Source organism: Bacillus sp. HMF5848 (assembly GCF_003944835.1).
In the GTDB taxonomy this organism is placed as follows: Bacteria; Bacillota; Bacilli; order Bacillales; family HMF5848; genus HMF5848.
This window is the reverse complement of record NZ_RWIV01000001.1, coordinates 283,373-295,585: the sequence shown is the minus strand read 5'-3', so window position 1 is coordinate 295,585 and position 12,213 is coordinate 283,373. Positions and strand designations below refer to the sequence as shown.

9 protein-coding genes are annotated in these 12,213 nt (G+C 33.7%); 4 read left to right on the top strand and 5 right to left on the bottom strand.

The genetic code is table 11. The annotated features are described in order from the left end of the window. Positions 1-312 precede the first annotated feature (312 nt). Positions 313-2,013 (top strand): DUF262 domain-containing protein, encoded by a 1,701-nt coding sequence (locus EJF36_RS01555; RefSeq protein ID WP_125904690.1) that lies wholly within the window; start codon positions 313-315, stop codon positions 2,011-2,013. A 33-nt stretch (positions 2,014-2,046) separates the two neighbouring features. Here the strand turns inward: EJF36_RS01555 and EJF36_RS01550 are convergent, their stop codons facing one another. The 4 genes from EJF36_RS01550 to EJF36_RS01535 are packed head-to-tail and all read right to left on the bottom strand — an operon-like array spanning position 2,047 to position 8,741. Further along, positions 2,047-2,760, bottom strand: a complete 714-nt coding sequence (locus EJF36_RS01550; protein ID WP_125904689.1) for a M48 family metallopeptidase — start codon at positions 2,758-2,760, stop codon at positions 2,047-2,049. A gap of 14 nt (positions 2,761-2,774) precedes the next feature. After that, positions 2,775-5,930, bottom strand: a complete 3,156-nt coding sequence (locus tag EJF36_RS01545) for a type I restriction endonuclease subunit R (protein ID WP_125904688.1) — start codon at positions 5,928-5,930, stop codon at positions 2,775-2,777. Positions 5,931-5,942: 12 nt separating this feature from the next. Continuing rightward, positions 5,943-7,205 (bottom strand): restriction endonuclease subunit S, encoded by a 1,263-nt coding sequence (locus EJF36_RS01540; protein ID WP_125904687.1) that lies wholly within the window; start codon positions 7,203-7,205, stop codon positions 5,943-5,945. Positions 7,206-7,223: 18 nt separating this feature from the next. Further along, positions 7,224-8,741: a type I restriction-modification system subunit M gene (locus tag EJF36_RS01535; RefSeq protein ID WP_125904686.1), complete on the bottom strand. Its 1,518-nt coding sequence runs from the start codon at positions 8,739-8,741 to the stop codon at positions 7,224-7,226. A gap of 258 nt (positions 8,742-8,999) precedes the next feature. Between EJF36_RS01535 and EJF36_RS01530 the strand changes: the two genes are divergently transcribed. Then, on the top strand, positions 9,000-9,227 hold the full coding sequence (locus EJF36_RS01530) for a helix-turn-helix domain-containing protein (protein WP_125904685.1): 228 nt from the start codon (positions 9,000-9,002) through the stop codon (positions 9,225-9,227). A gap of 80 nt (positions 9,228-9,307) precedes the next feature. Then, on the top strand, positions 9,308-10,507 hold the full coding sequence (locus EJF36_RS01525) for a site-specific integrase (protein WP_125904684.1): 1,200 nt from the start codon (positions 9,308-9,310) through the stop codon (positions 10,505-10,507). 86 nt (positions 10,508-10,593) lie between these two features. Here EJF36_RS01525 and EJF36_RS01520 read toward each other — a convergent pair whose 3' ends face one another. Further along, entirely contained in the window at positions 10,594-10,806 is a 213-nt protein-coding gene (locus EJF36_RS01520; RefSeq protein ID WP_125904683.1) for a hypothetical protein, read from the bottom strand. A gap of 134 nt (positions 10,807-10,940) precedes the next feature. On the opposite strand from EJF36_RS01520, the gene EJF36_RS01515 reads away from it, so the two are divergent. Beyond that, the gene (locus EJF36_RS01515) at positions 10,941-12,152 is read left to right on the top strand and encodes a site-specific integrase (RefSeq protein ID WP_125908219.1); all 1,212 of its coding nucleotides are present in this window, start codon (positions 10,941-10,943) and stop codon (positions 12,150-12,152) included. The last annotated feature ends 61 nt before the right edge of the window (positions 12,153-12,213 follow it).

Sequence of the window (12,213 nt, the reverse complement as noted above, 5' to 3'; positions counted from 1 at the left end):
TTTTCAAAACAGCAGTTTTTTTATTCTCGCGTGCTTACTTTACCGAAAAATAAATGCTACTACTGCTCACATAACCGAAACAATGTTACCTTTCGAACTTTACTATAACTGTTAAAATGAACAAACCCCTTGATATCAAAGCTTTTCATCCCTAGTTATTCGGTAAAGTACTTATCGAGCGATACGTCGATGCTTATATTACCGAAAGGGTTATTATCTTTATGCCCACTTTGCCGAAAAACTATACTCTTACTTCAATGAAAAGTTATAATAGTTAATATAGAAAAAAATGTATTTTCAAGGAGTGTTAATATGAATGGTTCCCATGAGATATTTAAACCTGAAAACAAAACAATTAAATCAATATTCGGAGATGCTAATGCATTTTACCAAATTCCTGATTATCAACGTCCCTATAGTTGGGAAGATGAACATGTTGAAATGCTTTGGGATGATATTCTTACTGCATATAATAATTACCGAGAGGATTCTCAAACAGATTTTAACTACTTTTTAGGATCAATTATACTGATACAAAATGGTCATTCTTACGACATAGTTGATGGACAACAAAGGCTAACCACTCTACATATATTTTTTGCAGTTCTTAAAAACCTCTATCCTAACTTTAATGATGCTGCTAATTTGGAAGAAAATCCGGAGGCAATTACAATTGATGATATTGAGGACTATATAATAAAAAGAGGAAGATTAAGTAGAATCAAGTTGAAAACAAGTATTCATAACCAAATTCAATATGAAGAAACAATTGTTAAAGGAATCACTTGGCCTGCAAAATTCACTAAAAAAGATAAACAAAATAATAAGTACATGAATACTGCATTAATTTTCAAAGAAAAAATAAATTCACTTGAATTTGATGAATTGGTTCAATTTGTAAATTACCTTTGCAATCATGTACGGTTGATAACTATCACTTGTACAAGTCAATCATTAGCTATTAAATTGTTTCAAGTATTAAACGCAAGAGGAATGGACCTTTCAACCACTGATCTCTTGAAAAGTTTTTTGTTAAGCAGATTGGAAGAAGATTATCACAAAGAATTCATCTCAACATGGAACGAAATCGAGAATCTAAGTAAAACTCTAAATGAATCTTTGCCTAATTTATTTACATATTATCAATACTATCAAATTGCTACTAACCCAAAGAAAAACCTCTATGAAGAATTAAGTGGATTATTCAAGAGTCAAAATCAAGATTCAAAAGAAGTTATTTTTGATATTAAGAATTTTATAGAATCCTATAAGGAAGTTAAAGAGTTACAAAATAAAAATATATATTGTCTTCAGTACTTAAATCACCAAATTTATTGGAAATCAATCCTTACAACAGCTAAGCACTTAAAATATAATAGTTTAGATGAACTAATTAATAGCATCACATTACTTTATTTCAAGTATTGGATAGCTGGATATACAACTGCTAAAATTAAACAAATCTCCTACAATATAATTGATTGGATCAAAAAGAATAAAGATATTGACTACATTAATAATAAGATAGAGGAAAAATTAAAGGCTGATAATGTTCAAACACGGTTTAAAATGAATTTAATCGACGATGTATTTGGTGAAAAATGGCTCAAGCCTTTGTTAATTATGTTTGAATATAATCAACTAGATGATAGTAACCTTATAAACTTCATTAATATTGACAATAAAATTCATGTAGAACATATTCTACCAATTAAAAGTGACAATATTTCATATTGGACTGATACGTTCAAAGCCTATGAAATAGAAAACCACTTAAATAAAATCTATAACCTCACACTTTTATCAGGTTCTAAGAATATTCAAGCAAGTAATCGACCATATCCAGATAAATTAGATATCTATAAAGGTAGAGGCTTAGACGGTATGACAGGATTTAGGATTACACAATACATTGCTGATCATTATAATGATTGGAATGAAGATAGCATTGCGTCTCGAAACAAATGGATCGTTAGCCAAATAAAACAATTATTTAATATTAATATTTCTTAATAATATAAAAGCGAGATCAGCTGATCTCGCTTTTTATAAATCCATCCTAACCCCAAAGTTCTTCAACCACTCTTTACGTCTCTCATAATCCGGCATTACAGAAGAAAGTAAATCCCAGAATTCTTGTGAATGGTTCATATGATACATATGGCACATTTCATGAACAACAATGTAATCAATGACATGAGATGGTGCCATTGCACAGCGCCAGTTAAAAAGTAATTCATTCTTTGATGTGCAGCTCGCCCACCGCTTGTGTTGTTCTTTTACTTTAATTGCAATAGGCTTCTTTTTAAAAGAATGCTGGAAGTAATTAACCTTTTCAGTTACTTTTTCAAGGGTTTTCTCTCTGTACCATTTTTCTAATGCTGCTTTTAATAACTCTTGATTCTTGTTAGGCGTTGTTATATAAAACTTGCCTTGATAGAGTTTTACAACTGGTTCCTTTATGCTTTCATCAATTATTATCTGCAACGAGTAATTACGTCCCATGTACATGAAGGACTCACCATTTGCTAGTTCTCTGTTAATCTTTTGGTATTCCATATCCTTAAAAAGAAATAACTTTTGAATAATCCATTGGGCTTTCTTTTTTACGTTCAAATCTATAATTTCCTCAGATGTGTTTAATGGTGCAACAACATTTACAATGTTGGGAGGCTCAACACTAATCTCCAAGGATTTGCGTTTACGAAACTCTACTGAGTACTCAATTGTTTTTGTACCATATTCAATAGTACGAATCATGATTTACCAACCTCTTATTCTTTCGATGCAAAGTGCTTTTTCGCTAGTTGTAGGAGAGGACCAACCAATTGTTTTCTAACTTCTAGTTTAATTTGCTTGAAGTACTTCGTCGTTAACATCATAAAGATAGAACGTTCAATATCTGCTGTCTTAGAAGGGTTAGTTGTCCAATCAACAACCCAAGTATTAGCCACAATGTCAGCCACATTTTGAGCCATTTCCTTTGATAGATCAATAATTTCTTGACTAATGTATAATTCAGATGCCTCTTTTGCTTGTCCCGCTTGAGTATTCTCTTCTGGATCAAGCAAATGCTTTTTAATTACTTCAAAGAATGCATACTCTTTCTTTGATAATCCGAGTGCTTCTGCTTCTTCAGTTTCACCCTTTTTTACATCTTTATTAATAAATTCCTCTAGTTGCTTCTTTCTTTCTTCCCAATTGTTCCTTGTATCTTCAAGAATCTGCTGGAGTTTTTCTAATAAGGATGTGTAATAAACTGGATTATCGTCCATTTTAACGCTTATGACGTGCTTAACAGCGTGTTCCATGCTTGAAGCTATTGCCTCATCTGACTTTAGAGTTTCAAGTTTAGTTTGGTAGTCTTGGTCAAAAAGAGTGATTGGCTTTATCCATTGTTGAACACCTTGAGAAGTTAAGTGTTCGTTAATGATCTTCCGAACCTTTTCACCACAATCAGCAATATCTAACTTTGTATCAGGTTCAAACCTAGCCTTAGCAGCTGCACGTATATAAGATAACCATTTTAAATCATTGGTATTGTCAGTAGATACATGACCCGGCATAAGTTGTTCCATCGTACTAGCAAATCGCTTATATGCAAGTTCAAATTCAGCTCGTTTGTCTTCTGGCTCCAATTGCTTAACTAACTGATCCAAATTATCTTTTCCAAGCCCCTTAAACATTCCCATGACAGCTTCACGATAAGAAAGCATTTGCTTGTGAACACCATCTAGTGATTCCATTGGTTCACCTAAATCTTCTTTATCAAAAATCTTTAAGGCTTCTTCAAGATGATTGGAAATACCATAATAATCTACTACATAGCCGCACTTCTTCTTATCTCCAAACGTACGGTTAACACGAGCGATAGCCTGTAAAAGATTATGTTCTTTTAACGGTCTATCTAAGTACATTACCTGCTCAATCGGTGCATCGAACCCTGTTAGCAACATATCTTTTACTATAATAAAGCACAGCTTATTTTCGAAAATAGGTCTTGTAAACTTACTAATAATCTCTTCCTGCTCAGCTTTCGTAGTGAAATGCTCTTTAAGATGAGGTGGGTCATTTAAGCTGCCTGAAAAGATAACTTTAACTTCTAATTCCTCACCCATAATATCTTTCATATGCTTGTTTAACGCATTGTAGTATTTGACAACCGCTTCACGAGAAACACAAACAATCTGAGCCTTAAACCCATTAGGATATATATACTCTTTGTAATGATGAAGCATATCCTTCGCTATATCATCAATTCTCTCGTCAGCCTCAACAATCGCCTTTTTATTTGCATATTTTTGTTTGATAGCTTCTTTTTCTTCATCGGTTCTATCCTCGAAAGCATTATCAAATAGCTGCTCTAGCGTGTCAGCCTTTACTTGAAGGTCCGGTCTTCGCCCTTCATAGACAATTCGTACCGTTGCACCATCATTAACGGCTTCCTGAATACCATACTTATCGATATAGGAACCAAAAGTACGAGGTGTAGATTTATCTTCTTTTTCAATGGGTGTACCAGTAAAACCAATAAATGCTGCGTTCGGTAAAGCATGGCGCATATTACGTGCAAAACCTTTATATTGACTACGGTGTGCTTCATCAGCCATGACAATGACATTTGATTTCAGCGTCAGAACAGGGAATTCTTTTTCAAGGTGCAACCCAGTTGGTTGAGTTGCATCTTTTAAGACTTCCTGCTCTTCTTCATCACTTTGAAACTTGTGTATTGTAGTCATAATAATTTGTGGCTGTGCATTTGAAAGTAACTCTTTCATACTACTAACCTTATCAGCACGGACTGGTGTAGTTATAGTTGATAAAGTTCTAAGAAACGTTTGATAAATCTGTTTATCTAAATCAACGCGGTCTGTTACAACGACAATGGTTGCATCAGACAGTTCTTGCATTCTTCTTATTTTCCTTGCAAGAAGAACCATAGTTAGTGATTTACCAGAACCCTGTGTGTGCCAAATTACACCGCCACGAGAAACTGTATCTCTTCCGTAAACCAACCTATCAAGAGCTTTATTTACTGCACGAAACTGTTGATAGCGGCTTATCTTTTTTATTTTTCTAGAGGAAGTTGTATCAACCTCAAATAATAAGAAATTTTGCAGAATATCTAACAAGTTATGTTTCTCTAATAAACCTTGAAGGAATACATTTTGACCATTATTTCCAACGTCTTCTATTTGTTCTTTTTTGTAGGGATAAGGATCTTTCCATTCAACATAGTGAGTGTATTGTGAGCTTATCGTGCCAACGTACGCTCTATATTTATTTAATATACCTGTAAAAAAATTCGTATAGAATAAGCGAGGCGCACCCTCAATACGATCCGAATCTCTTAAATCCATATATCTTCTTAATTGATCAAAGGCAGCCTTCTTACCTATTTTCTCATTTTTTCCTTTTTCTAAAAACGGAGATTTACATTCCAATACAACAATAGGTATTCCATTCATAAATATAACAATATCAGGAATAATTTTTTCATTTGGACCTTGGATTACAAACTGCCTTGTTACTAGAAAATCATTGTTCTCAATATTACTCCAATCAATAAACTTCACGGTATGAAAACTCTTTTTACCCGAGCCATCTATATCTTGGTCAACTGCGTAATTTAAGTTAACCAAAGCATCATAGATACGTTCATTTATTTCTAGCAAGTTGGTTCCAAGTTGTTCTGCTCTTGATAGAAAGCGAACTGCCTTATTTAGATTTGCTTCCTCTATCCAAGGATTTAAACGTTTAATTGCATTTTCTAATCGATTAAAAAGAATAACTTCATTCATCGACTCACGTTCTTTATGTTCTGGTGTTAACTTATCACCGTGAATAAATTGATATTGTAGCTTGTTCTGAAGATAATCTATGGCTGGTAACTCAACAAGCGTTTCTTCATTTCCTAAATAAGAAGCCATAAGAATCCCCCATTAATTATTCACACGAATTTTCCCTGTAAGTAGTTGCTGCATTAGACCTACTTTAAGTTGTTCAAGCTTTTCTTTTTTTATTGTGTAATTTTCAATTTGTTCATCCACTGATGAAAGAATACCAGCAATCTTTTTTTGTTCATATAAAGGAGGTACAGCTAATGTAAATTTGGTTAATGTTTCTTTAGTTATGGTTTTTATAACTCCACCATCAGCTTTCTTTTTCTCACTTTCAAATAATAGGTTTAATGCATACATAAAGTATATCCTATCAATTGGGTATAAGTACTCCGTGAATAATAGAAGCGTTCTATCTATATATGCATCGTACTGAGTAATAGCCGTCCTACCTAAAGTACCTTGTAGAGTTATTATTACTGTACCTTTCTTTGCAAACACGCTCGATTTAGCACCTAGTCTAGAAATCCTACGCTTTGTAGTTTCCTTTAACTTAAAGTTTGTGTCAACATCATAAACCTGAACAAAAGGCATACCATTCACATCATCATACCATTCAGGTAAGTTATAAGGTTGAGGGAAACTACCTCTTCTATACTTTGCTAGTTCTCCTAGTTTTTTCACTTCCCAACCAAGTGGAATCTCCCCAACTACAGTCTTCTTAAATTCAGTGTGTCCAATTCCCTTTGTTAGTAACTTTTGCATTAGCCCCTTTTTCAGTTTATTTGTCTGTTTAATAAGCTGTTCTGTACTGTCTATTTGCTCATCAACTGTTGATAAGATTTGGACAATTTTCCCCTGCTCTTTAATAGGAGGTAAGACTATAGGTATTTTAGAGAAAACAGAAACATTTAAATTTTGTTGCGCCCCTCCTGCCTTCACACTATTAATTGCTTTCTTTCCTACTTCTGAGTTAATAAATCTTGAAAGATACTTAGGTAAGACTTTATTGAAATTAGGTCTACTAATTAGCGTTGTAAATGAGTGTGACCCCTCATATTCTTTTGGAACAACACAGGACACACCGGGATATCCTGTTCGAACAGTTAATATATCTCCTTCTAGAAGCATTTTGCTCTTATTTGACTCACTAAAGTCATTTGTAATCATTAATATATCAGAGTCATCTAACTTATCTGCTTTTATATTTTGATTCCTAATTATAGGCACTCCAGCTTCTGTATAGGAATTAGTAGTTGAAGTCGCTATTCCAACAAATATTTTTTCACATATTTCATCCAAGGGATTAATTAACCAATCTTCAGGCAATTCATAAACTTCATTAAAATTTACTGTTTTTGTCATGTTTTTTCACCTATTCTTTTATAATTCCCTATAACCAAGTTCTTGTAGATAATTGTTTAACTTATAATCATTCAATAGACTCTTTTCTTTTATTTTCTTAATCTCTATTAGAACTTCGTCTATGTTTATTTCTTCTTCTTTATTAGATACGTCTACATACCTACTAATATTTAAATTATAGTCATTCTCTTTAATTTCCTCTAATTTAACTATTCGGGAATACTTTTCTACACTTTTAAAGGAATTAAACGTTGAACAGATCTTATCAATATCTTTTTCACGAATTTTATTTTTATTTCCATCTTTAATAAATTCTTGACTTGCATCTATAAACAAAACTTTATTTTTGCGTTCAAAAGGTTTATTTTTATTTATAACAATTAATGCTGCTGGGATACCTGTGCCGTAAAACACATTTGACGGTAGACCAATTATAGCGTCTATTAGGTCATCCTTTAGATATCCTTTCCGAATTTGACCTTCTGCTCCGCCACGAAATAAAACCCCATGTGGTACAACGGTCCCTAATTTACCTTTTTGGTTTAAACTTGTAACCATATGAGAAACAAACCCTAAATCTCCATATGACTTAGGTGGTACTCCGTAAGTAAAACGATTATAAGCATCATTTTCTGCTTCTTCTATTCCCCAGTTTTTAAGTGAAAATGGAGGATTAGCTAGAATGATATCGAAAGTTTTCAGTACTCCACCTTCAGTGTGCATTGGATTACGTATAGTATCACCTTTACGAATATCTGCACCTCTAGCAAAATGGAATAGCATATTCATCTTACAAATCGCCCATGTACTTAGGTTAATTTCTTGACCAAACAGGGACACGTTTCTTTCATTTCCACCATGCTCTTTTATGTAGTGCATAGATTCTATCAACATACCGCCACTACCAACTGTTGGATCGTAAATTCTGTCTCCTTCTTGTGGCTTTAGAATGTTTACCAATACTTTTACTACTTCACGAGGAGTGTAGAATTCACCACCCTTAGTACCTCCATCATCAGCAAACTGTTTAATTAAATATTGGTATGCATCACCAAGTACATCAGGGTTCTCTAAATTTTCATAAGCTAAGTTGTGTTTATCAAATAGTAGCAATAATTGTGATAGTTTCTTATCTGGAACACGTTCTTTATCATTGTAGTTAGCCGTAGTAAGTACTCCTATTAACTCTGCATTCTTAGGTTCATCTTCAATAGCTTTGAAAGCCTTATCTAATTCTGGACCAATATTTAATGTAAGGTTCTTTAGCTTGTCCCAGCGAGCTGCAGCAGGCACAAAGAACGTTTCATACATAGTTGGCTCTTCTAGTAATATTTCTACTTCTTCCAAATCCATCCCTTGAGAAACAAACTCTTCTTTTTTTGTTTCGCGTTCAATAGAAAATTGATCGTTCATTCGCTTTAGAAACATTAAACCAAAAATATAATCTTTATAAACAGCTGCGTTTAATTCCCCACGAAGAATATCAGCCGCACCCCATAATGTCTTCTCTAATTCTTGCAATGTAAGCTTACTCATTTAATTCATCCCTTCAAATAAACTCTCTTACCTTACAATATATCACAATTTATGCTCTGATTTATAAGAACTGTCTATTGAATTAAGGAATGTAAATAATTCCTTTGGTTTAGAGTATTTTATATTTATTTGAGAAAATTTCAGTGAAGGACTTAAAACGGCGAAAATCAGCGATTATAATGTTTCAGAATTTATCCGGAAAATTCATAACAACACTTTATATTAAAAATTAATAAATAAAATGGAGGCTTACTAATTATGCAACACACACACAAATATAAAACTTGGGACTCACTCCCAGATACTTTGACAGCAATTCATATTTCACAATTTCTTGGGATTTCTAGAAGGAGAGTCTATGAACTATTTCAAACCCATATTGATAAAGGGGGAATACCAAACTTTGAAATCGGTATTTCAAAACGTGTAGATAAGGTAGATCTTAAACTTTGGATTACGCAACAAAAAGAGAAAAAAAGTAAGTAAATAAACATCATTGAATGGGGGGGCCAGACAACTATTCCTCCCCCTAAATAAAAATACTAACGATAGTGAGGTAATATAAATTGAAAGGGACTTTTTTTAGAAGAGGATGCGAGTGCGAGGTAGGCAATTGCACTTGTAATAAAAAGTGGACTTACGTTATTGACGTGGGTATTCATCCTGAAAATGGTAATAGAAAACAAAAAACTAAGGGGGGCTTTATGACAGAGCAAGATGCTCGTATGGCTGCTGAAGCATATCTAAGAAAAATAAAAAACGGGGATTTCATTGATGAAGATATCATCTTTAAAGATTTTACTCAGAAATGGTTAACATACTATATTGATAGAAATGCCCCTAAGCCCGGTACTATAGATAATAGGGAATATAGTATTAGTAAATTAATGCCTTACTTTGCCTATCTAAAGGTAAAAGATATTACAGAAAAAAATTATCAAGATGCATTAGATGACCTAAAGATTAAAGGCTTAGCTAAAAGTACGTTAGAAGGCATTCACACTACAGGGGGGATGATATTTAAATTTGCTAAAAATAAAAAACTATTAGATGAAAGTCCGACAGTAAATGCCTTTATCAGAAAGGATAAACAAACAATCATTGATGAAGGAGAAGAACTGCCAAAGTTCTTTGAAAAAGAAGAGCTTTTAAAATTCTTAGATACCGCTAAAGAAAAGGGAATATATATGGATGATGTCATATTTACTACACTAGCCCGAACTGGTATGCGTGTCGGAGAACTGGTTTCACTCCAATGGAAAGATATTGACTTTAAGGCTAAAACAATTCGAATTACTAAGACTTACTATAACAAGAAAAACAATACTGTTAACTATCAACTTGTTCCACCAAAAACATTAAGATCACGTCGCAAAATAGCTATAGATTCAGCAGTAATAAAAGCATTAATAAAACACAAAACAGAGCAGGAGTTATTGCTACGTCGTTTAGGGGAGAGGTACTCTGACTACGGATATGTGTTTGCTAACTTCTACCGTTATCCGGGATTTCCCATTTTAATTAAGTTAGTTGAATACAGAATGAATAGGTTATTAAAATTTTCAAAACTAAATACAAAACTTACTCCACATTCACTTCGTCATACACATACGTCCCTTCTTGCTCAAGCTGGGGCAACTCTTGAAGAGATTATGGATCGTTTAGGACAATATGACGAAAATATAACTAGAAAAGTATATCTTCATTTCACGACGGAAGTGAAAAGGGCAGCTTCAGATAAATTTAGTAATTTATTAGAAGATTGAGCTATTTTACTCTCTCGAAAGCAAATTTTATGATTTGCTTTCATTTACATAATAGTTATTGTGCATTATTTTTTCCTAACATCTTTTTATTCAACTTCTTTCATTGGTGTTATTAAAATTCTTAACCCAACTTCTCCATAATCCCACATCTTAACCCAAGGAAAAGTATCATCTGGTAATTCAAAAAGTCTTTGCTCTAAATGTTTAATAGGCTCTTTCAAACCTATACATCCATTAATGAAGGTCGCTGGGTGTACCTTTACCTCTCTGCCAGTGTCATTAAAATAAATAAATTTCATTTTCACTTCTCCTAATGATTTATTGAACTTTACTTCATCTTTCTTCAATTTTAGCGGAGGGGTTATCCAATTGCAAAGTGGGAATAATGATGGCTGTAACAAAATTCACTAGGAAAGCGAGGTTTTTTAATGAAATGAAAGGTCATTTCTACCGAAGGAACTGCACTTGCAAGAAGAAAAAATGCACTTGTGGTTCAAAGTGGGCGTTCACCGTTGATATAGGATTTGATCCACTCACCGGTAAGAGAAAGCAGAAGGTAAAAAGCGGCTTTAGTACTAAACAAGAAGCTGTAGAAACTGCTGCCACTCTAATTCATGAATTGAACCAAGGAACATATTTAGAGGAAACAGATAAGATCTTTAGCGATTTTGCAAAAGAGTGGCTTACTGTCTACAGCGAAGCAAAAGACGTAAAGCCCGGAACCATTAGAGTACGAAAACATGAAATCAGTAAGTTGTTACCTTATTTTTCACAGCTAAAATTAAAAGACATAAACAGAAAAATGTATCAAGATGCGCTAAATGACTTAAAGGAAAAAGGATATTCAGATAGTACAAGAGACGGGGTCAATCGTACAGGAAGAATGATTTTCCGTAAAGCATTAGAATTAGAACTGCTCAAAAAAGACCCTACAGAATTTGCTTATGTTAAGAAAGATAAAAAAACAATTGAACAATTAGAAGAAGAGGAAGTTCCCAACTACCTAGAAAAAGAAGAGCTTGCGTTATTTTTAAAAACTGCTAAGGAAAATGGCTTGGAACACGATTACTTGGCATTTCTTATTCTTTCCTATTCAGGTATTCGAGCCGGGGAACTAATCGCCCTCAAGTGGAAGGATATCGATTTTGTGAACCACACCATCAACATCACGAAAACCTGCTACAATCCAAGTAACAATGCACTTAAATATCAATTGGGTACACCAAAGACAAGAAAATCACGCAGGAAAATCATTGTGGATGAAGATGTCATCAATGCGTTGCAGGAGCATAAGAAGGTTCAAGATGAGGTAATCGAGCGGTTAGGGGATTCTTACTATAACCAAGATTTTATCTTTGCCAAAATGCAACGACAGTACGGCTATCCAATCGTGATTAAGAACGTTCGAGATCGAATGAAAAGGCTGCTTAAAATTGCCTGCCTTAATGAAGATTTAACTCCGCACAGTCTTAGGCACACTCACACTTCGTTGCTTGCCGAAGCGCGTGTATCACTCGAACAAATTATGGATCGGCTTGGTCATACAGACGATCAAATTACGAAAAATGTGTACCTCCATGTCACCCAAGAAATGAAAAAAGAAGCCTCTCAAAAGTTCGGTGAACTAATGAGAAGCCTCCGTTAAAATCCTCAATGTTAGCAAAATGTTAGCATTTCACTCTAACCTTACTCAAAAACCCACTCAT

Coding starts and splice junctions, on each gene's coding strand:
- EJF36_RS01555 (WP_125904690.1), top strand. CDS start 313: ATGAATGGTTCCCATGAGATATTTAAACCTGAAAACAAAACAATTAAA.
- EJF36_RS01550 (WP_125904689.1), bottom strand. CDS start 2,760: ATGATTCGTACTATTGAATATGGTACAAAAACAATTGAGTACTCAGTA.
- EJF36_RS01545 (WP_125904688.1), bottom strand. CDS start 5,930: ATGGCTTCTTATTTAGGAAATGAAGAAACGCTTGTTGAGTTACCAGCC.
- EJF36_RS01540 (WP_125904687.1), bottom strand. CDS start 7,205: ATGACAAAAACAGTAAATTTTAATGAAGTTTATGAATTGCCTGAAGAT.
- EJF36_RS01535 (WP_125904686.1), bottom strand. CDS start 8,741: ATGAGTAAGCTTACATTGCAAGAATTAGAGAAGACATTATGGGGTGCG.
- EJF36_RS01530 (WP_125904685.1), top strand. CDS start 9,000: ATGCAACACACACACAAATATAAAACTTGGGACTCACTCCCAGATACT.
- EJF36_RS01520 (WP_125904683.1), bottom strand. CDS start 10,806: ATGAAATTTATTTATTTTAATGACACTGGCAGAGAGGTAAAGGTACAC.
- EJF36_RS01515 (WP_125908219.1), top strand. CDS start 10,941: ATGAAAGGTCATTTCTACCGAAGGAACTGCACTTGCAAGAAGAAAAAA.